This window comes from Shivajiella indica, from assembly GCF_042683085.1.
GTDB classification, from domain to species: domain Bacteria; phylum Bacteroidota; class Bacteroidia; order Cytophagales; family Cyclobacteriaceae; genus Shivajiella; species Shivajiella indica.
In genome coordinates this window covers 310007-330887 of the sequence record NZ_JBHUIV010000020.1, presented here as the reverse complement: position 1 = coordinate 330887, position 20881 = coordinate 310007, and the positions used below count along the sequence as shown (strand labels likewise).

Genomic DNA, 20881 nt, shown 5'->3' with positions numbered 1-20881 from the left:
AAAAAGGACAACCCACTTGATTGCCCTCTTTCGGTACTCCCATAAACCACAACTAATTATTTTTTATTATATTCCTTTATAAAAGAACTCATATCCAATACCTCCACATTTTTTAGTGCATTTTGGATAATACTGCTTCCAGCCGCAGAACGGTAACCCGTTCCGCAATGCACTACTATGGGTTTATCGGTTGGAATCTCCCCTACTCTGTCCTTCAATTCCGGTAAAGGAATATTAATTGCTGAATCAAATACTTTCCCATCTGCATATTCCCCCACATTACGGATATCAACTATGGTAAAGGCCTCTGGGTTTTTATCGAATTCCTCTTTGTCAAAGAAACTCATTTTATCCCCATCTTTCCCTGTATATATAAATGCTCCTTTTATAAATGGTTCATAACCAATTTTTGCAGTTTTGGCAACCAATTCCTTTAAATTTTCCTCATTATCGGCAACCAGGTAAAAAGAACTTCCAGGAGCCAATATACTTCCTAACCATGTTTCGAATTTGGCACCATTCATAATATTGACCGCACCTGGAATATGGGAGTTTTTAAAATCTCCCTGATTTCTTCCATCAATTACAATTGCATTTCCATCAGGGGTGTAATTCTCTTCTAGCCTGATTACAGCATTCAATGCCTTATGATAAGCTTTGGCTCCTTCTTTATTGACACCTACATCATAAGGGAAATACTTGGGAATAAAAGGTTGATCCTGAAGGAGAAGACCTACAAATTCATCTTCAGACATCTCCTGGAGGGCATAATTGGTCAATTTTTCAGCTCCAATTGTACTGGTATTAGCATCACTCATGGCTTTGCCACAAAGAGAACCCGCACCATGGGCCGGATAAACCGATACGTCATCATCCAATACCATGAATTTCTCTCTGGTACTTTTGTACATCATTCGGGCAAGTTCTTCCCTTTTGGCCATAATACTTCCCGCAGATTCCCTAAGATCAGGCCTTCCAACATCGCCGATAAATAAGGTATCCCCTGTAAATACTGCGATATCTTTACCGTTTTCTTCCAATAGGATACTAATCCCATCAGGTGAATGGCCAGGAGTAAAGATGGCTTTTAATTTCACTCCCCTGGGAAGTTGAATCTCATCACCTTCATCAAAAGCTTGGTGAGGATAACCTGCCCCTACCAGTTTACTGACATAAATCGTAGCACCTGTAGTCTCATGTATTTCTAAATGGGAACTTACAAAATCAGCATGCGGATGGGTTTCAATAACTCCTACAATTTTGGCATTTTGTGATTTTGCATAATCATAATAAGGCTGTGGATTTCTTCCCGGATCAATCAAGTACATTTTATCATCCACATGGATGGCATAACTGTAATGTGCCAATCCATCATCTTCAAATTGCTTAATCCTTACATTTTTTAACGCTGCCGGTTTGATCAGTTGTTCAAACTGAAAAGCAGAAACAACCGTTAAGGTAAGGACCATCATAAAAATACTTAAGAATACTTTTTTCATAGTTGGGTTTATGTTCTCTGGTAATCAGTAATAATTCTATTCCAAAATTAAAAAACAGGGGCTAATAAAAATGTGATGTTTGTTACACTTTGAACTGAAGTTCAACCTTCTCCAAACTCAAAAAAAAGCTGTTTTCCGAAATGATGCCTTTCTTCTTCTATATTTAGGTTTGATATACCTATCCCAAATAGACGTACGCTCTTTTTTAATTCTTCCTGTCCAAGCAATTCAAGGACCGTATCCCAGATTTTTTCAGATTCAGGATATTGTTCAAAAGTTTTACTCCTGGATTGAAGGGAAAAATCATGGTATTTGATCTTCAATGTCACTGTCCTTCCTTTTACACCACTTTTTTTCAGTCTTCTTATCAATTCCTCAAAGACTTCCTTTAATGCAGTAACCCAATCAGAATATTGAGAAAGATCCTTTTCAAAGGTATTTTCTGCACTCAAAGATTTCCTGATCCTATTGGGCTGGACCTCAGACAAATGAATTCCCCTCACAATATTAAAAAAATGAAGTCCCGATTTCCCAAATCGCCGGGTCAGATATTGAATGGAATATTGCTTCAGGTCATAGCCATTATGGATACCAATCTCTTTCATTTTATCAGCAGTCACTTTTCCTATTCCGAAAAATTTTTCAATTGGCAATTTTTCTAAAAAAGACTCCGCATCTTTTGGCAAAATTACTGCTTGACCATTGGGCTTGTTGATATCTGATGCTGTTTTGGCCAGGAATTTATTGTATGAAATTCCTGCGGATGCATTGAGACCAACTTCCTCTTTAATCCTTTTCCTTATCTCCTGGGCAATTAAGGTTGCAGAAGGATTTCCCACCTTATTTTCAGTCACATCCAAAAATGCTTCATCCAAGGATAATGGTTCGACCAGATCGGTGTATTCAAAAAAAATTTCCCTGATCTGGTTTGAAAGTTCTTTATATCTCTCGAAACGGGGTTTCACAAATATCAAATTTGGGCACTTCAAAGCGGCCATCTTTCCGGACATGGCAGACCTCACTCCATATTTCCTCGCTTCATAAGATGCGGCTGCTACCACTCCCCTTTCCCTGTTTCCTCCAACAGCCACCGGTTTTCCTTTCAGGTCAGGATTGTCCATCTGTTCAACAGATGCATAAAATGCATCCATATCCACATGGATTATTTTCCTGATTTTTTCCATTAATTCTGCGAGGTTAAAATGCTCAAAATAGCAGATGCCTTTAAAAGACATTCTTCGTATTCATAAACGGCATCAGCATCAAAAGTGATGGCACTTCCTACAGCAAAAAATCCATTTCCGGAATCTTTATCAAAAACAATGCTTCTGATGACCACATTAAAATCAAAATCTCCGTCTGTACGGATTACTCCGATGGATCCTGAAAACCACCCCCTTTTAAAGTTTTCATACTGTTCAATCAATTCCAAACATTTTATTTTTGGAGCTCCTGTCATACTTCCCATAGGAAAAGCGGCATGAATTATATCTTTAAACTTCGCTCCCTTATTGCATATGGCAGTGACTGTGGAAATCATTTGGTGAACTTTGGCAAAGGGGTACACACCAAAGAGTTCCTCAACCTGAACTGAACCTGTTTCAGAAATTTTTGAAAGATCATTTCTAATCAGATCTACAATCATCAGATTTTCTGCCCTTTCTTTTTCTGAATTCAGCAGAATATTTCTCAAGAGGGCATCCTCATGGACATCCACTCCTCTTTTTATGGTCCCTTTGATGGGTTGGGCAATCAGTTTTTTCCCGGTTTTCTTTAAAAATCTTTCCGGGGATGCACAAATAAGATATTTATCACCTGATTTATAAAAAACGGAAAAAGGCATTGGGGAAACCCGCATGAGATCCAAAAAACCAACTATGGGATCCCATTGTCTATCCTGAAAGGTAAAAGCCATACAATAGTTCATCTCGTAAATATCGCCTGATCTGATGTGCTCTTTTATGGCCTCTATATCTGAAAGATATTTTTCATAGCTGGTCAAAGCTTGTACCTGGACCAATGGGTTTTGGGGAATCGATGAAGAAGCTCCAAATATTTCCTCAGAAGATATCATCCTGTCTGCATCATCAAAAATCAATAAGCCATCCTGAATTTCAATTTGCAAATCTGGAATGAGAAATTCTGAGTCAGGTAAATCAATTAATACTTGATTGTCACTCTTTAAATTTTCAATCTGATTTTTATAATCAAAAGAAACAATTCCAACTGTATCCCTTTTCCCTTGATAGCTTTCAATTTCCTTGAGTCCGATTGTGCTTGATCCTGCGAAAATCAGATGAGAAAATCCCCCATAAGGATAATTATTTCCGCTATTTTGAAAATAAGCAAAATTGGGAAACTTGAGATCAAGCCATGAAAGTAGTTTAAAAGACCAATCTTCAGAAGAAGGAATTGGAATTGAATAACTTTTTGTCATACTTCAAAATTAATGGAAAGGCACAAAAAAAAAGGAAACCCTAAGGTTTCCTCTTTAATTTTTTGTGGTATGTGTAATTAGTTGGCTTTAATGTCAAATCCTACACTCACTGTGTTGTAAATAAATTGATCTTTAGCTTTATCAACAGCATTGCTTTCATCTCCATAAGCCAAGCCCCAGGCTGTTCTATCTATATTAAAACCTGCTTTTGCAGTTACTGCTCCATTTTCAACAGATACATAAGCAGGGAATTTAATGTTTTTGGTAGTCCCTCTCATGGTCAGGTTACCTGAAATCCAGTGGGTTGGGTTTTCTACTGCAATTTCTGAATCACTTTTCGGCGTATTTGCAGTTTCAAACTCAACCTTATTTTCAATGGAACCGGCAGAATAAGGCTCTACACTAGTAAGTTCAAATACCGCTTGTGGGAAATTTGAAGCATCAAAGAAGTCTGCTGATTGGAGGTGTCCCCAAAGTTTTGGATAACTTTCATCAGTTTCCTGCATATCCTGAATTTTTAAGCCAGTAATGTCGAATACAAATTTAGCGCCGGTAAGGGCATCACCTTCGATGAAAACCTGACCTTCAGTGACTGGAATATAACCGAAATGCTGACCGGCAGGCTTATAACCTCTCCAGTCAATTTTGCTGGTTTCTGTATTAACTGCCAAGGTAAGCCCTGTAGCTTCTGCAACATCCTGGGCATCTGTAGTTTCAACAGTACTTTTTGGACCACAAGCAACCACCATTAGGGCAGCAGCTAAGAACAAACCTGTCTTTTGCAATAATTTCATAATTTGTTTTAGTTTAGTTTCAATATTGTATGTATATACACGTAAAACCAAGACTCTGAAAAAAAGTTCAGAATTGATCAAAAAAAAATAACTTTGGAAACAAATTAATTATTCCCAAAGCGAGAAAGAATTTAAAGAATGGCCTTAATAAAAGAAGTTAGGGGGAAAAGCCCCGTTTTTGGAGAAAATTGCTGGTTAGCAGATAATGCGACCGTAGTCGGGGATGTTGTATTGGGGAAAAATTGTACAGTTTGGTTCAATGCAGTAGTTAGAGGAGATGTTCATGAGATCAGGATAGGCGATGATACCAACATTCAAGATGGTGCAATAATTCACTGTACCTATCAAAAAGCAGGAACATACATTGGAAACAAGGTTTCAATTGCCCATAATGCAATCGTGCATGGCTGTACAATACACGACAATGTGCTGATAGGAATGGGAGCTATTGTAATGGACCATGCTATTGTACATTCTGGAGCCGTAATAGCGGCCGGCGCAGTTGTGCTTGCTGGCACCGTGGTGGAAGCCAATTGCATTTATGCCGGAATGCCTGCGAAAAAAGTCAAAGAAACAGGCCCTGAGATGCTTGAGGTAATTCAGAGAACAGCCAGGAATTACCCCATGTATTCAGAATGGTTTAAATAGCCTGCTTTCAATCTTAGGGAAAAATTATTTGTATGGTTTCAAATATTTGTAGGTTCTCCAATTTGAAAATTATCAAATATTTTTCTTTCATTTTTTCACAACTATTATCAATAATAATTTTAAAAGTTTATTTTGAAAAAATCTGATATTTTTTAATTAAACAAAGTTATTAATTCATAATTACCAAAATTCAAAATATTGTATAGGACAAGAGCAGTCTTTATTGCAATTTGAAAATTCAATCCAAGTTCAAACTATTCTACTATTTATTTTTTCTATAAAAATCTTTGCATTAATTCTTTGCTTATCACTAAAAGCGGACTATTTTTAATAAGACTTGGACACAAATTTTATGAAAGAGGAATATTTTAAATGGTATTCACCCCATCTTCACAGAGATGTTGAGATGTTGGTTTTTGGACACCGAGGATACCCAGTAATTGTTTTCCCAACTTCAATGGGATCATTCCATGAAAATAGGGATATGGGATTGATTGGTTCTGCCCGCTGGTTTATCGAGCAGGGATTAATTCAGATTTATTGCCCGGAAAGCAATGATAAAAACAGTTTCTACAACAAGCACATACATGCCCATCAAAGAATACAAAATCATATTGCCTACGATAAAATGATCTGTCATGAAATTGTAGAAAGGATACGTTTTAATACTGGAGTGGGAAAAGTGGTGGTGGCAGGTTGCAGCTTTGGAGGCTATCATGCCGCGAATTTTGCTTTTAGGCACCCAGGATATGTCAGCCATATGTTTTCCATGTCAGGAGCATTTTCCATTAGGAATTTTATGGACGGTTATATTCATGAGGATATCTTTTATAATTCCCCTTTGGAATTTTTGCCAGGCTTACATGATGGGGAATTATGGAACATGGACATTGTACTGGGTACTTCAAATTGGGATATCTGTTTTGATGCCAATATCAAACTCAGTGATGTTTTGGAAGGAAAAAGGATAAGACATTGGTTGGATGTCAGAAGAGACAGAAATCATGATTGGCCGGTGTGGAAAGAAATGTTCCCTCATTATTTATCAAGAATAAAATTCACCTAAATAATAGCAAAACTTTATGAAAAAAATAGGAATTCTTTTTGGCATGGAAGACACTTTTCCTCATGCATTTGTAGAAAGGGTAAATGAAAAAAAAGAAAAAGGTATCATTGCAGAACCCGTTTCCATAGATAAAGTGATCCAAAACAGGCTTACAGAATATGCGGTCATTATTGATAGAATATCCCAAGATGTCCCATTTTACAGGGCTTATCTGAAAAATGCTGCTTTGACGGGAACCGCAGTAATCAACAATCCATTTTGGTGGAGTGCAGATGATAAGTTTTTTAATAACTGTCTGGCGGACCAATTGGGGGTTCCATTACCCAATACAGTGATTCTTCCATCTGCAGAACATCCGACAGACACTACTTCCAAGTCATTCCGCAACCTCAAGATGCCATTGGACTGGGAAGGGATATTTGATTATGTAAAATTTCCAGCTTACATGAAACCCTATGCGGGGGGTGGATGGAAAAACGTTTACCGATTGGAAAATAAAGATGAGTTTTTCCAAAAACATAGGGAAACCGGACAATTGGTCATGTTGCTCCAGGAAGAAATTGTTTTTGACGAATACTTCCGTGTATACTGTTTGGGAGGAAAAGCTGTACGGATCATGGAATATGAACCTAGAAATCCTCACCATTTGAGGTATGTTGTAGATAGGCCTCCAGCCTCCAAAAAATTATTGGCCAAAGTTAAAGAATATTCCATTAAACTTTGTCAGGGACTGGGTTATGATTTCAACACAGTGGAATTTGCGGTAAGAAATGGCGTTCCCTATGCGATTGATTTTGGGAACCCTGCCCCAGATGCAGATGTCAATTCCGTAGGTCAGGAAAATTTTGATTGGGTAGTGGAAGAAGCAGCAAAAATGGCTATTGCTTATGCCAAATCCCAAAAACCCGGTCAGGTCAACCTCACTTGGGGAACATTTATGAAAGATGCAGTCAGTACGGCAAAAAGATTTTAGCAATGAGAAAACTACCCGTTTTTACTTTAGGGGTTGAAGAAGAATATCAAATCATCGACCCTGAAACCAGGGATTTAAGGTCTCACATGTCCAAAATAGTGGATGGAGCCAAAATCTTTCTGAAAGAGCAGGTCAAAGCAGAAATGCACCAATCCGTAGTGGAAGTTGGAACCAATATCTGCCAGAACATTTCAGATGCTAAAAAAGAGGTTGCCTACTTAAGAAGGAAAATTGTAGACCTTGCTTCTGAACAGGGATTGATTGTCGGGGCTTCAGGAACCCACCCATTTGCCAAATGGCAGGACCAACCCATCACTGATGATCCCAGGTATCACCATATCGTGAAAGAATTGCAGGACACGGCAAGATCCAATTTAATTTTTGGTCTACATGTACATGTAGGTATTGAAAACAGGGAAACAGCCCTTCATATCATGAATCAGGCCTGTTATTTCCTACCGCATATTTATGCACTTTCTACCAACTCCCCGTTTTGGGAAGGAAGGGATACGGGGTTCAAAGCTTACCGGGCCCACGTTTTTGCTAAATTTCCAAGAACCGGCTTACCCGAATATTTTGATTCAGTGCAGTCCTATGACAATTTTCTGGACACTTTGGTTAAAACCAATTGTATTGACAATCCAAAAAAAATATGGTGGGATCTCAGGATGCATCCTTTTTTCAGTACCATTGAATTCAGGATCTGTGATATGTGCCTGACGGTGGATGAAACCATTTGTATTGTAGCATTGATTCAGGCGGTGGTGGCCAAGCTATATAAAATGCACATGATGAACACCAGTTTCAATATCTACCGGATTGCGTTGATCAGAGAAAATAAATTCCGGGCTGCAAGATATGGCACAGAAGGACTGATGATTGACTTTGGTCAAAAGAAAGAGGTGGAATATAAAGCCCTGATGTTGGAACTGCTTGAATTCATTGATGACGTTGTGGATGAACTGGGAAGCAGGGAAGAAATAAACTACATCCATAAAATCCTCGCTGAAGGTACAGGAGCCGACAGGCAGCTAAATGTCTTTCAGGAAACCAATGATCTTGGCAAGGTTGTGGACTTCATAGTCGGGGAATTCACCAAGGGGATTTGAAAAGATACTTGAAACCAAAAGTATATTCTCTTTCATTTCCTCTGATTCATTGGATAATACCCTTTAATTTGTAGGTTCAAATTTCAAATCACCATGCAGAAAAAAATAAAAGTCGCTTTGTTGGACATGTACAATGGCAAAGCCAATCAGGGAATGAGGTGTATCCATGATATAGTGGGGAGATTTGAAAAAGAGCTAAGTCTAGATGTTTTTGATGTAAGACAGAAACATGAACTACCGGATGTGAGGGAATATAGCCTTTTCATTTCTTCCGGTGGGCCGGGAAACCCCTTGGAAGGAGATGGAATTTGGGAGGTGAAGTTTGGGAAATTATTGGACGACATTTATTCCTGGAATCAAACACATCATAAAAAGAAATACATGCTGTTTATCTGCCATTCATTTCAAATGGCAGTCAAACATTTTGGTTTGGCAGAGGTGAACAAGAGAAAATCCACTTCTTTTGGGGTACTTACTGTACACAAAACTGAACAGGGAATGAATGACCCTTTGTTGGAAGGCTTGGATAATCCCTATTGGGCTATAGATTCGAGAGATTATCAGGTAGTACAGCCACATTTAAAACGCTTCAAAGAAATGGGGGCTGAAATCATATCTTTGGAGAAGATCAGGAACCATGTGGAATATGAGAGGGCGATCATGGCCATCCGTTTTTCACCTGAATTGGTAGGGACACAGTTTCATCCTGAAGCAGATCCGGTAGGTTTTTTGAGCCATTTGAAAAAGCATGAAGTAAGAGATGAAATCATTGCTCTTAAAGGTAAAACGAGATACTTACTTATGCTGGAACATGTAGTTGAAGAACACACTATCTACAAAACCAACGAAACCCTTATCCCTAATTTTCTCAGGAGATCCATTAAAAAAATCAGGGAACAGCAAGAAATTTTAGTTTAATCTTCGATGTATGGTTCAAAAATACCGCGATCTTTTCAATAAAAGTTTCGACCAATCGATATATCAGTCTTTTTTGGAAGACATCCGATCAGATTTTGATTATTTGCCGACTTTCCGTGTAGCGGAAACCCCATTTTTTATTTCTGAAAAATTGAAGTCGCAACTATTGGAAGGTTGTCAACAATTGATTGACTTTATCAAAAGAAAAGATTTCAAAGATTTGACCCAAAAATCTCTTTTGGTCAATTACAATGTCCCAAACGAGGATCTGCATACTAATTTCCTTGCTATTGATTTTGGAATCTGTGAAGAAAATGGACAAATAGTACCCAAATTGATAGAGGCCCAAGGTTTTCCTTCCATATTCAATTTTCAGCCCCAACTTTACAAAAAAATTGTAAAGGCTTATCCTTTTTTAGATGGAGTTTCCCCTTTCCTTAATGGTTTGAATGAAAAGGGCTATTATGACTTACTCAAAAAGACTATCTTAAATGGCATGGAGCCACAGCATGTTGTTTTGCTGGAGATTGAACCTGAAAAACAGAATACTAAAATTGATTTTTACTACTGTAAAAGAGATTTAGGCATACCCTATGTCTGTGTTACTGAAGCGATCAAAAAAGGCAATCAACTTTTTTATACAAATGATAATGGAGCAGAAATCCTCATCAAAAGAATATATAACCGGGTCATTTTTGACGAGCTTGAAAGCAGGAAAGATCTCCGTCTTCAGTTCTCGTTTATGGATGAACTAGATGTAGAATGGGCAGGTCATCCCAACTGGTTTTATAGGATAAGCAAGTTTATTCTACCTTATCTTTCAGGACCTTATTTTATAGAATCTACCTTATTAAGTGAACTGAAGGAAATACCGGCTGATCTTGAAAACTATGTACTCAAACCTTTGTTTTCTTTTTCTGGAACTGGGGTAATTTACCATGTTCAAAAATCAGATATTGAAGCAGTAAAACAAAAAGATCTCTACATTCTTCAGAGAAAAGTTAACTATGCACCCGTTGTTAAAGCCATTGAAGGGAGTGTGAAAGCAGAGGTCAGGATTTTGGCATTATGGCCTGAAAGTGATGAAAATCCAACTTTGGTCAGTAATGTAGTCAGATTGAGTCGCGGAGAGATGATTGGTGTGAAGTTCAATAAAGACAAAGATTGGGTCGGAGGCACCATCGGTCTTTTTGAAAAATAACACACTCACCGGAATAAAGGGCAATTTAGATTAACCGGCCTGGAAGTCTTACCTAGTGTCAGTTGACATGGCATAAAATCAAAAATCCGAAAAGGTCGTTTTCGGATTTTTGATTTTATGGAAAGATAGTTTCATTCAGCCGAATCCCATCAGGTTTATTTCCAGTAGCTTCGTTTGAGGGCCATCCGGGTGCCGTTTCTTTTTCTTCCAATTTTATTAATTTTCCATTTTCAAAAGTTGCCAAAACATAAAAACGCTCCCCCCTATTCACCCTGTAAGTCTTGAGGTTACCATCGATTCCAGATAAAACCGCCTCTTTATTCTGTCTCAGGAATTTCTTTTCGGTCATGCCTTGTTGAAACTCGGGTTTTGAAGCACAAGAACCTAATAAAACCAAGGTTACCAATAAAATAAATATGTTTTTCATAATAAAATTTGTTTTTACGCTTTAAAATAAACAAAAACTTTGCCATAAATTTTACCCTTGAGGATTAGACATTTAGCTTTTTAAAGACAGGAATTAAAAAATGATTTTTGAAGGAAAATTAATTTGACTTACCTTTGTGGCCTAGCGGCACGACCAGCTCCTGCTGAATCCCCCAGGTCCGGAAGGAAGCAAGGGTAGGCGGTTGTAGCGGTGCGATGCCGCTTCTTTTTTTGAATTGATTAACTTTATGTTTAGTTTTTATTATTTTCCTTTTGTAAGGAAAGTTGATTTTCCTGAAAACAATTAAAAATTCTTTTTTTCATGGAAATTTGGAATCTTTCATTTACACAAACTTCCAATTCCCCATTATTCAATTAACTTTGTTTCCTCTTAAAACCATAAATTGAACCGTATGAAATTCTTTATTGACACCGCCAACCTAAATGAAATCAAAGAAGCTTATGATTTGGGTGTTTTGGATGGAGTTACAACCAACCCTTCCCTAATGGCAAAAGAAGGGATCAGTGGAGATGCCAATGTAAAGGCACATTATAAAGCAATTTGCGACATTGTGGATGACAATGTCAGTGCCGAGGTAATTGCAACTGATTTTGAAGGCATGATCAGAGAAGGAAAAGAATTGGCAAAAATTGATGATAAAATTGTTGTAAAAGTCCCTATGATCAAAGAGGGAGTAAAAGCAATAAAATATTTCAGCAGTGAAGGTATACGGACCAATTGCACTTTGATTTTTGGTCCCGGACAGGCTATCATTGCCGCAAAGGCAGGCGCAACTTATGTTTCCCCTTTTGTTGGCAGGCTCGATGATATTTCCTATGATGGATTAGAGCTCATAGAACAGATCGTTAACATTTATGAGAACTATGGATATGCTACACAGGTTTTGGCCGCTTCTATCCGGCACACCATGCATTTAATCAAATGTGCGGAAATTGGAGCAGACGTAGCAACCTGTCCACTTAAGGTAATCACTGGGCTGTTAAAGCATCCATTAACTGATTCCGGTCTTGCCCAGTTCCTGGCTGACCATGCTAAAGCTGCTGGTAAATAGAAATTATTCACAGATGGTGTATTGACTGGTATTGGCAATAGCCCACTACCCCATTTTATTGAAAAATTTTACAACTTCTTAGTAATAGTTCATAAAATTAACGTTGTTACAGTAACCTTCTTTTAGATGTATATCATTAAAGTTAAAGGAAAAGCAAAAATACCCGATTATATCCAGATAAGGGATGAGAATTTCGTGTTGGTAGCTTACTTTAGGGCCGACAGGCCCATGAAAAATCTGGAAAAATTCGGATTGGAAGGCAAAGAAGAAGAACTGGAAGCCCTGATCAATCAAATACCGTTTGGAAAACTTCAAAAACTTGAACTATAAATATGGTTTTTACTAGTGAACCTATCATAAAAGTAGAAAATGCCTGTGTTTTCCAGGGATTGGATGCCATTCTTTCAGATGTTGATTTTACCATTGAAAAAGATGAATTCGTTTTCCTGATTGGAAGAACTGGAAGTGGCAAAAGCTCCCTTTTAAAAACACTTTATGCAGATCTTCCTTTAAAACTGGGGAAAGCTGAAATTGTGGGCTTTCATTTGGAAAAAATCAAAAAAAATGAAATTCCTTTTCTTAGGAGAAAATTAGGTATTGTTTTTCAGGATTTTCAACTTTTCACTGACCGAACGGTAGCAGAAAATTTATTTTTTGTCATGAAAGCAACAGGCTGGACTGACAAATCCAAAATGAAAAAAAGGATGACAGAGGTTCTTTTAAAGGTAGGTTTGGCTGATGCTTCCAGTAGAATGCCGCATCAGCTATCGGGAGGTGAGCAACAACGTGTGGTGATTGCAAGAGCTTTGATCAATCAGCCATCCATATTGTTGGCTGATGAACCTACAGGCAACCTTGACCCGGATGTAGCAGACGGGATTTTCAAACTTTTCCAGGAAATCAATAAGGAAGGTACAGCTGTTTTGATGGCTACCCATAACCACGACCTGCTCAGAAAATACCCTTACAGAGTTTTGAAATGCGAAAAAGGAAAACTCTTGGACAGCAAAACTTCTGACATCACCATTAACACCTCTTATTGAGGTGTTTTTTTTTAGACAAAATCATACTTTTTGATTAATATAGTTGGTATTAAACTTTATAGGAAAATTATTGGTTTATTGAGCAAATAAGTTTGATTATGATAAAGCCTTTCAGAATGAAAACCAAACTCCTATTCTTGTTAGGAACCTTCCTAGCTTTGAATGCATGTCAGGAGGAAAAGGTCGAACCGCAATTGTCCCCTAACGCCGCTATCAATACCTGGATTCAGGAGGTTATGGACCAGGTCTATTTTTGGTTGGATGACATGAGAAGACCGATTTCAAAAGATTCGGATCCTGAAAATTACTTTGAATCCCTACTCTTTAGGCCCACTGATAGATTTTCTGCCATTTACCCTGATTACCAGGAACTGATGAATAGCTTACAAGGTGTGAGTTTAGAAGCGGGATATGAGATATTGTTGGCAAGGGAAAGTCAGACAAATAACAATGTCATTGCTTTTATCACTTATATTAAAAAAGGAAGTCCTGCTGAAAGTGTCGGACTAAAAAGAGGAGACCGTATTGAAAGAATTAACGGAGAAAGGATGACTTTGGATAATTATCAAACTTTATTAAGGAAAAGATCTGAGAACCATTCCGTTACTGCTTTCAGGTTCAATCCTGAAACCAATTCGTTTGGTCCTCTTCCAGCCTTTGATCTTTCGGTGATGGAAATCGCAGAAGATCCTAATTTTTTGGACACCATTTATACAGTAAACAGTGAAAAAGTTGGTTATGTGATATACCATTTCTTTGCCCCGGGAACTACCCAAAATCCATCTGCATATAATGATAAAATGGACCAGATTTTTGCCAGATTCAAAGCAGAAGGAATCAATCATTTGATTTTGGATTTTAGGTACAATGGTGGGGGATTTGTGAGTAGTGCTATAAACCTGGGCAGTCTGATTGCCCCTAACGTAACAAACCAGGATGTGTTTTCAAAAAGAATTTTCAACAGTTTCCTTTCAGGATTTGAAGATTTTCAAAATGTAGAAACAAAATTTGTCACAAAATCCGAAAATTTAGGTCCAATTCTTAATGGAAACAGGGTGTACGTAATCACTTCAGGTAGGACTGCTTCTGCCAGTGAGTTGATTATCAATGGTCTAAAACCTTATATGGATGTTTTCTTGGTAGGAGACATAACTGTCGGTAAAAATGTGGGTTCTATTCCACTTGAAGATGAGGATAACCCCAATAACAAATATGGAATATTGCCAATTGTATTTAAGGATTCCAACAAGAATGGGGAATCAGAATTTTCTAATGGTTTTATCCCCAATATTCAAGGAAGGGAATTAATCAACCAAAGCAGGTTATTACCCCTCGGAGATACTGAGGAACTTTTGTTGAAACTTACCTTGGATCATATCCAAGGCATTTCAACTGCCGGGGCTAGATTGGAAACCTGGGATCGGGAAATAATAGGAAGTTCTCTTGATAACAAAACCAGATTTGGACAGCTGATTGAAACAGAATCAATCCTAAAAAACCAAATAATGAATCTTAGAAAACACTAGAATTGTCTTTGTTTATTCAAACAATCAATAGAAAAATTGTAATGAGAGGTTGTACCTATTTTTGGGCAGCCTCTTTTAGTATTTACTCCCTGTTTGATCAAATTACATCTATTTGATAAATCTTCATTTCGGGAAAGTTTATGCCTTTCAATTAAGAAAATAACAAAACAAAAACTGTCATTTTGTCGGTATTTTCTTAATTTCGCAACTCGAATTGATTACATCCATGGAAAACTTTATTAAGGACATAGATATTATTGCACCGGAGGAGGCGCAGGCATGTGATTTTAAAACCACAGAAGAAGAAAATACAGGTAAGTCCAAAAAGCTTTATATTGAATCTTATGGGTGCCAGATGAATTTTTCCGATTCGGAAATTGTGGCCTCAATCATGAAAGAAAATGGCTTTGATACTACATCGGATTTCGAACAGGCAGATGTTATTTTTTTAAATACCTGTTCCATCAGGGAAAAAGCTGAACAAACCGTCAGAAAAAGATTGAATCAATTCAATTCTGTCAAAAAAAACAAACCAGAATTGACCATTGGTGTCTTAGGTTGCATGGCAGAAAGGCTGAAAGAGAAATTACTGGAGGAAGAAAAAATTGTGGATGTGGTCGTTGGCCCTGATGCTTACCGGGACTTACCTAGTCTGGTTTCTTCCGCTGAAGAGGGTAATAAAGGGGTAAATACATTTCTATCCAGAGAAGAAACCTATGCTGACATTTCGCCTGTCCGACTTAATTCCAATGGTGTAAGTGCCTTTATTTCCATCATGCGGGGTTGCGATAATATGTGTTCATTCTGTGTGGTTCCATTTACAAGAGGAAGAGAAAGAAGCCGTGACCCCTATTCTATCGTAAACGAAGCCAGGCAGCTTTTTCAGAATGGTTTCCGAGAGGTTACTCTCTTAGGACAAAATGTGGATTCTTACAAATGGTCACCTGAAGAGAACAATAAAGCCAGGTTGAACAAAAAAGAGGAAGTAGTCTCCAAAGTAGTCAATTTTGCCCACCTATTGGAAATGGTTGCGCAGGTTAACCCACTTCTAAGAGTAAGGTTCTCTACTTCCCACCCAAAAGACATTACAGATGAAGTACTTTATACCATGAAAAAGTATGACAACATCTGTAAATATATCCATTTGCCTGTACAAAGTGGTAATTCCAGGGTACTGGAGCTCATGAACAGAACCTATGACAGGGAATGGTATTTGGACAGGGTTAGGGCAATCAGAGAAATATTGGGAGAAGAATGTGGAATTTCTTCGGATATGATAGCAGGATTCTGTACAGAAACAGAAGAGGAACATCAGGATACCCTAACCTTGATGGATATTGTCAAGTATGATTTTTCTTATATGTTTTATTATTCAGAAAGGCCTGGGACCCTTGCAGCAAAAAAATACATAGATGATATTCCTTTGGAGACGAAAAAAAGGAGGCTTGCTGAAATCATTGATAAACAAACATCACTTTCATTGGAACGAAACAAGTTGGACATAGGTAAAATCCAGGAAATCCTGATTGAAGGAACTTCAAAACGGTCCGAAAACCAGTTGAAAGGTAGAAACTCTGCCAACAAAGTGGTGATCATACCCAATCAGGATTATAAAAAAGGAGATTATGTCAAAGTCAGGATTGTGGACTGTTCTGCGGCGACACTTTTTGGAGAAGTTTTTCCTAATTAAAATTCCATGATGATGTTTTCAGCTGCTGAAATTCAAAGTGTTAAGCAAAGATTTGGGATAATAGGCAATAGCCCATTATTAAATCATGCCATATCTGTTGCCATGCAGGCAGCCCCCACCGATATGACCGTTTTGATTACTGGGGAAAGTGGTAGTGGAAAGGAGTCATTCTCAAAAATCATCCATTCCTTAAGTGCAAGAAAACATGGCAAATTCATAGCAATTAACTGTGGGGCAATTCCGGAAGGAACCATAGATTCGGAATTATTCGGACATGAAAAAGGATCTTTTACAGGTGCCCATGAGGCAAGAAAAGGTTATTTTGAAGTAACTGATGGAGGATCAATCTTTCTGGATGAAATCGGGGAAATGCCTTTAGGCACCCAGGCCAGGTTGCTCAGGGTCCTTGAAAATGGAGAGTTTATTAAAGTAGGTTCTTCCAAGGTACAAAAAACTGATGTGAGAGTCATTGCTGCTACCAATGTAAATCTTATCAAGGCGGTAGAAAAGGGAAAATTCAGGGAAGATCTGTATTACAGGTTAAATACAGTTCCCATTTATGTTCCTCCCTTGCGTGAGAGAGGAGAAGATATGATTTTACTTTTCAGAAAATTCACTTCTGATTTTTCTGAAAAGTATAAAGTAAAACCGGTGTCCCTCAATGAAGATGCTAAAAAATTATTGCTTAGGTTTCCTTTTCCCGGAAATATAAGGCAGCTCAAAAATATAGCAGAACAAATTTCTCTTTTGGAACATGAAAGAGAGATAGATGCTGCAACTTTATCCAGGTATCTGCCCACGGATCAAACCCGTCTTCCTGCAGTTTTCAGTGGAGGAACAGGCTCTGAATCTTCTGACTTTTCAGAAAGGGAAATTCTATACAAAGTCCTTTTTGATATGAAAAAGGATATGAACGAGCTGAAAAAACTGGTTTTGGAGACCTATCAGTCCGGTGGGCTTAATTCCTCCATCATCAACAAGCACCAAACACTATTTGAAGACCTGGAGTCACCCATACCTTTTGAGGAAAGTAAAGTTCAGGCCCCTTCTGTAAATGTTCCAATTGTGCTAGATTCACAAAGCAAAAAAGAAGAAATGGGAGATTATGAGGAGGAAGCGATTGAAGATATTATTCATGAGGAGGATGACAACTCCTTATCTTTGGAAAAGAAAGAAAAGGAAATGATTTTACGGGCATTGAGAAAGCATAATAATAAGAGAAAATATGCTGCCAATGACCTGGGGATTTCGGAAAGGACGTTATATCGGAAAATCAAGCAATATGATATTGATTAGAAATATAGGAACCCTTTTTATATTTTGCTTTGCAAGTCTTGTGCTTCAATCCTGTTCTGTCAGTTATAGTTTTACCGGCACCAATATCAATTATGAAATCATCAAGACTTTTTCAGTTGAAAATTTCTTCAATGATTCAGGAGGTGGGCCTGCCAATATGGAACAGACCTTTACAGAATCACTGAAGGACTTTTACCAAAGGAATACCCAACTAGAATTAGTCAGAAACAATGGTGACCTCCAGTTTGCAGGAGCGATTTCCAGATATACCATCACACCTCAGGCCACTGTGAGTTCGACCGATCCCGCCAATGTGCCGGATAGAGCCGGGCAAATGCGGCTAACAATTACAGTTGATGTGGAATATGTGAATACGGTAAATGAAGAGGAAGGTCTAAAAAGAAGTTTTTCCTTTTTTAAGGATTATGATCCCAGGCAGACTTCAATTCTTCAGGTGGAGGGAGAATTAATTCAGGAAATATTTGACAGTATAATTCAGGATATTTTCACGGCAACCGTCGCCAATTGGTAAAATTGTGTAAATTTAAAATCTATTAAACTTCCAAATTGTGAATCCAATACAACTTCTTGGAATTATTAAAAATGGAAACCATCTGAACAAAGATGATTTCAATGATCTCATTAAAATCCATGAGACCTTTCCTTTTTTTCAGATTCCTAAAGTTTTATTGGCTAAATATGAATTTACAACTACATCAGGCCATTCGAAAGAATTGCTTCCTTGGGCTTCAGTAACCAGTCCTGATAGGGTTTGGTTAAAAAAGATGGTGGAGACTGAGGCGCCATTTGAACAAATTGCTAACCAGATTGAAGTTCAGATGGCAGCAACCATAACTCCCCAGAAATCAGAATTCTCAAATAATTTCAAGGACGAATTAAAAGATCAGTTAATTCCGGAACCTCAGAAAAAAAACACAAATAAGGATCTCACTGCGACTTTAAAAAAATTGGGAGAAGATCTTGCTTTAAGTAAAATGAAGGCCTTGGAAAAATTGGATAGAATTGAAAAAAAATCCACAGGCCCTATTGCTGAATTAGACAAAATCAAACCTGCACAACCAGAAGAAAATCCTATTGGTATCATTTCACAACCTATTGAGACCAAAAGCACCATAATTGAGAAAGCTGATGAGGGTGAAAAAGAAAAATCCAACAATAAAAAAAGAAAAGTTTATAAAGATGAATTAATTGAATCCATTCGTAGGAAAGAAAAAAAAGAAATTGTTGATAAAAAGAAACAGGAACAAATAGACATCATCAAGGCGTTTAGTAAAAAAGAAATTAAACTGGCAACCCTAAAGGAACTTGAGGGGCAGCAAAGGCAGGATGATTTATCTGAAAAAAGCACCCAATTGAACCCTGACTTGGTCACAGAAGCCTATGCCAAACTTTTGATCAAACAGGGAAAAAATCTCAAAGCCAAAGAAATTTATAAAAAATTAATGGTGAAATTTCCAGATAAAAACACTTATTTTGCAGACCGATTAAAAGAATTAGAAGAAAACAATCCATAACATGTTCATTGTATTAATTAGTATTATAGTATTATTGGCAGTTTTATTGGTTTTGGTGATCCTTGCGCAGGATTCCAAAGGTGGTGTTGGAGCTGCATTTGGAGGAAGTGCTTCCCAAATCATGGGGGTAACTAAGACAGGTAATATTTTAGAGAAATCTACCTGGGTATTATCCATTGCCATTTTGGTATTGTCCTTAACTTCTTCCGCTTTCTACAGCCAGGAAAATGGAGGAGAATTCACTTCCCCAAATATTGAGAATGCTAAAAAACAGGTAATAAATCCTTCATTTGGAGACGTAGAGAGTCTTTTACCTGCCCAGGAAACAGCACCTGAGACGGAACAGGATTCGGCTACTGAGGAAGAACCGGAGAACGAATAAAAAATTAAAGAAAGCCCGATTTGATCGGGCTTTTTTATTCTATTGTCTTCAGCAATAACCTTTTTGAAATCGGAACAAAACTCTCCTGAACCGGAATAATTTGGGGACTGTTGATCCTAAAGGTTGCAGGATTCGGCAATTCCTTATAGGTCTTTATCAAATCCAGTTTTACCTGTTCAAAAGTCTGGGTAATTGTCCTTCTCACTTTATTAATGAGCTGCATCATGATTCCTTTAAATGAATCAACAGAGTTTTGGAAAAGACTGACTTTATAGCGGTAAACATATATTTCCCTACTTCTGTCAAAGGAAAGGAACACGTATCCTTCCTTTTGATAAAGAGGTGAAAGGCCAACAGGTTCTATGGACATCTCCTGCTCCAAAAAGTCGTAAATGTTTTTTCCATCCTCTATTGCCTTTTTGAACTGAGGCAGGGAGTATTGGACTATTTCTTCCAATTGGTTCATCAGTTCATCATCAATTACCAAGGGTTTATAATTCAATTTCATCTCCTTTAAATCAGGCCCCTGCAGCATTTTGGGAAAGGAAGATTTGAGTTTTTCCTTATGTTCTGCAAAAGATTGGAGTTTGGAATAATGATGGATCAGGTCAGCTAAAGGAGGATATAACTTTACTTCTTTGAACTGGGCATCTACATGTTGAAGGTAGGCTAGCAGTAGGTATTTTTTATACTCAAAATCTATCCAACCTTCCGTAATCCAATTTTCAGACAGTGTTTTCATAAAATCAACTTTGCTAAAATTTAAAAAAAACTGACAATTAAAAAAAGAGTAAAAGAAAAATTGGCAGTAAAGGAATTACCAAGAGGGAGGTACTGACATGTTCTTATATAAAATTTACGCCTTTATGTCAGATTGACCAGAACGCTAAAGATTGGCACAGGAAATGATTATTAGGCATTGTAACATTTTCGAACTAACCTTTAAAAGTTTAATAATTATGTCAAAAGTTAACATCCAACCTCTTGCAGACAGAGTTCTAGTTGAACCAGCTGCAGCTGAAGAGAAAACTGCCTCCGGCCTTTTCATTCCGGATACTGCCAAAGAAAAACCTCAAAAAGGAACTGTAGTGGCAGTGGGAAATGGCAAAAAAGATGAACCATTGACTGTTAAAGTGGGTGACACAGTACTTTATGGTAAGTATGCAGGTACCGAGCTTTCCGTAGATGGGCATGATTATCTGATCATGAGAGAAGCTGACATTTTCGCTATTCTGTAATCATCTATTTAAAATCAATCAAAAAAT

At 37.6% G+C, this 20881-nt stretch carries 22 protein-coding genes and 1 other RNA gene; 17 read left to right on the top strand and 6 right to left on the bottom strand.

Annotation, left to right across the window (positions count from 1 at the left end; all coding sequences use genetic code 11):
* Window positions 1–56: 56 nt before the first annotated feature.
* The 4 genes from ACFSKV_RS15630 to ACFSKV_RS15615 all read right to left on the bottom strand — a co-directional run bounded on the left by ACFSKV_RS15630 (window position 57) and on the right by ACFSKV_RS15615 (window position 4730).
* Complete coding sequence (locus ACFSKV_RS15630; protein ID WP_380804764.1) at window positions 57–1499, bottom strand: MBL fold metallo-hydrolase; 1443 nt, start codon at window positions 1497–1499, stop codon at window positions 57–59.
* Between the two features lie 101 nt (window positions 1500–1600).
* Window positions 1601–2683 carry a DNA polymerase IV gene (gene dinB / locus ACFSKV_RS15625; RefSeq protein ID WP_380804761.1) on the bottom strand — a complete coding sequence of 361 codons (1083 nt, stop codon included), beginning with the start codon at window positions 2681–2683 and terminating at the stop codon, window positions 1601–1603.
* The gene (locus tag ACFSKV_RS15620; RefSeq protein WP_380804758.1) at window positions 2683–3936 is read right to left on the bottom strand and encodes an anthranilate synthase component I family protein; all 1254 of its coding nucleotides are present in this window, start codon (window positions 3934–3936) and stop codon (window positions 2683–2685) included. The genes dinB and ACFSKV_RS15620 overlap by 1 nt, the downstream gene beginning before the upstream one ends.
* 77 nt (window positions 3937–4013) lie before the next feature.
* Entirely contained in the window at window positions 4014–4730 is a 717-nt protein-coding gene (locus ACFSKV_RS15615) for a YceI family protein (RefSeq protein ID WP_380804755.1), read from the bottom strand.
* 138 nt (window positions 4731–4868) lie between these two features.
* Here ACFSKV_RS15615 and ACFSKV_RS15610 point away from each other — a divergent pair, with 138 nt between their 5' ends.
* The 6 genes from ACFSKV_RS15610 (at window position 4869) to ACFSKV_RS15585 (ending at window position 10645) form a co-directional block, all read left to right on the top strand.
* Window positions 4869–5378, top strand: coding sequence for a gamma carbonic anhydrase family protein (locus ACFSKV_RS15610; RefSeq protein WP_380804752.1), 510 nt, complete (start codon window positions 4869–4871; stop codon window positions 5376–5378).
* Window positions 5379–5730: 352 nt separating this feature from the next.
* Window positions 5731–6444 carry an esterase family protein gene (locus tag ACFSKV_RS15605; RefSeq protein ID WP_380804749.1) on the top strand — a complete coding sequence of 238 codons (714 nt, stop codon included), beginning with the start codon at window positions 5731–5733 and terminating at the stop codon, window positions 6442–6444.
* 16 nt (window positions 6445–6460) lie between these two features.
* On the top strand, window positions 6461–7417 hold the full coding sequence (locus ACFSKV_RS15600; protein WP_380804747.1) for an ATP-grasp domain-containing protein: 957 nt from the start codon (window positions 6461–6463) through the stop codon (window positions 7415–7417).
* Between the two features lie 2 nt (window positions 7418–7419).
* Entirely contained in the window at window positions 7420–8526 is a 1107-nt protein-coding gene (locus tag ACFSKV_RS15595; protein WP_380804745.1) for a carboxylate-amine ligase, read from the top strand.
* Between the two features lie 93 nt (window positions 8527–8619).
* Window positions 8620–9444, top strand: a complete 825-nt coding sequence (locus ACFSKV_RS15590) for a type 1 glutamine amidotransferase (RefSeq protein WP_380804742.1) — start codon at window positions 8620–8622, stop codon at window positions 9442–9444.
* Window positions 9445–9454: 10 nt separating this feature from the next.
* Complete coding sequence (locus tag ACFSKV_RS15585) at window positions 9455–10645, top strand: hypothetical protein (RefSeq protein ID WP_380804739.1); 1191 nt, start codon at window positions 9455–9457, stop codon at window positions 10643–10645.
* Between the two features lie 115 nt (window positions 10646–10760).
* On the opposite strand, the gene ACFSKV_RS15580 is transcribed toward ACFSKV_RS15585, so the two are convergent.
* On the bottom strand, window positions 10761–11072 hold the full coding sequence (locus ACFSKV_RS15580) for a hypothetical protein (protein WP_380804736.1): 312 nt from the start codon (window positions 11070–11072) through the stop codon (window positions 10761–10763).
* Window positions 11073–11213: 141 nt separating this feature from the next.
* On the opposite strand from ACFSKV_RS15580, the gene ffs reads away from it, so the two are divergent.
* The 10 genes from ffs to secG all read left to right on the top strand — a co-directional run bounded on the left by ffs (window position 11214) and on the right by secG (window position 19616).
* Window positions 11214–11300: signal recognition particle sRNA small type (gene ffs / locus ACFSKV_RS15575), an RNA gene on the top strand.
* A gap of 184 nt (window positions 11301–11484) precedes the next feature.
* On the top strand, window positions 11485–12144 hold the full coding sequence (gene fsa / locus ACFSKV_RS15570; protein ID WP_380804733.1) for a fructose-6-phosphate aldolase: 660 nt from the start codon (window positions 11485–11487) through the stop codon (window positions 12142–12144).
* Window positions 12145–12270: 126 nt separating this feature from the next.
* Window positions 12271–12474 (top strand): fructose-6-phosphate aldolase, encoded by a 204-nt coding sequence (locus ACFSKV_RS15565; protein WP_380804731.1) that lies wholly within the window; start codon window positions 12271–12273, stop codon window positions 12472–12474.
* Window positions 12475–12476: 2 nt separating this feature from the next.
* The gene (locus tag ACFSKV_RS15560; protein WP_380804729.1) at window positions 12477–13187 is read left to right on the top strand and encodes a cell division ATP-binding protein FtsE; all 711 of its coding nucleotides are present in this window, start codon (window positions 12477–12479) and stop codon (window positions 13185–13187) included.
* Between the two features lie 116 nt (window positions 13188–13303).
* Entirely contained in the window at window positions 13304–14713 is a 1410-nt protein-coding gene (locus ACFSKV_RS15555; protein WP_380804727.1) for a S41 family peptidase, read from the top strand.
* Window positions 14714–14939: 226 nt separating this feature from the next.
* On the top strand, window positions 14940–16403 hold the full coding sequence (gene miaB, locus ACFSKV_RS15550; protein WP_380804724.1) for a tRNA (N6-isopentenyl adenosine(37)-C2)-methylthiotransferase MiaB: 1464 nt from the start codon (window positions 14940–14942) through the stop codon (window positions 16401–16403).
* A gap of 12 nt (window positions 16404–16415) precedes the next feature.
* Window positions 16416–17699 (top strand): sigma-54 interaction domain-containing protein, encoded by a 1284-nt coding sequence (locus tag ACFSKV_RS15545; protein WP_380805118.1) that lies wholly within the window; start codon window positions 16416–16418, stop codon window positions 17697–17699.
* Window positions 17686–18231: an LPS assembly lipoprotein LptE gene (lptE, locus tag ACFSKV_RS15540; protein ID WP_380804721.1), complete on the top strand. Its 546-nt coding sequence runs from the start codon at window positions 17686–17688 to the stop codon at window positions 18229–18231. Before ACFSKV_RS15545 ends, lptE begins: the two co-directional genes overlap by 14 nt.
* A gap of 37 nt (window positions 18232–18268) precedes the next feature.
* Complete coding sequence (locus ACFSKV_RS15535; protein WP_380804718.1) at window positions 18269–19234, top strand: hypothetical protein; 966 nt, start codon at window positions 18269–18271, stop codon at window positions 19232–19234.
* Window position 19235: 1 nt separating this feature from the next.
* On the top strand, window positions 19236–19616 hold the full coding sequence (gene secG, locus ACFSKV_RS15530; protein WP_380804716.1) for a preprotein translocase subunit SecG: 381 nt from the start codon (window positions 19236–19238) through the stop codon (window positions 19614–19616).
* 34 nt (window positions 19617–19650) lie between these two features.
* On the opposite strand, the gene ACFSKV_RS15525 is transcribed toward secG, so the two are convergent.
* Complete coding sequence (locus ACFSKV_RS15525; protein ID WP_380804714.1) at window positions 19651–20358, bottom strand: hypothetical protein; 708 nt, start codon at window positions 20356–20358, stop codon at window positions 19651–19653.
* 217 nt (window positions 20359–20575) lie between these two features.
* On the opposite strand from ACFSKV_RS15525, the gene ACFSKV_RS15520 reads away from it, so the two are divergent.
* Window positions 20576–20854: a co-chaperone GroES gene (locus ACFSKV_RS15520; RefSeq protein ID WP_380804711.1), complete on the top strand. Its 279-nt coding sequence runs from the start codon at window positions 20576–20578 to the stop codon at window positions 20852–20854.
* The last annotated feature ends 27 nt before the right edge of the window (window positions 20855–20881 follow it).